Source organism: Pseudomonas sp. SWRI92 (assembly GCF_014268685.1).
Lineage (GTDB): Bacteria > Pseudomonadota > Gammaproteobacteria > Pseudomonadales > Pseudomonadaceae > Aquipseudomonas > Aquipseudomonas marvdashtae.
Genome location: NZ_JABWQY010000061.1, coordinates 1 through 231 on the forward strand (window position 1 = coordinate 1; position 231 = coordinate 231).

Sequence of the window (231 nt, forward strand, 5' to 3'; positions counted from 1 at the left end):
CTACGACGTTGATAGGCAGGGTGTGTAAGCGCTGTGAGGCGTTGAGCTAACCTGTACTAATTGCCCGTGAGGCTTGACCATATAACACCCAAGCAATTTGCTGATCCTGCACGCAGGGCACCAGATTGCGGTGTGTGAAGACGAAACGAACCGAAAGTTCGAATCTCACAAAAACACCGAAGCTATCACATACCCAATTTGCTGAAGCGAGGCCAGCCGGCCACGACTCGG

The 231-nt window shown here is 52.4% G+C and carries 1 rRNA gene; it reads left to right on the plus strand.

From position 1 onward, the window contains the following. Positions 1–81: ribosomal RNA gene (locus tag HU762_RS26585) — 23S ribosomal RNA — on the plus strand; the annotation flags it as partial. Positions 82–231 lie beyond the last annotated feature (150 nt).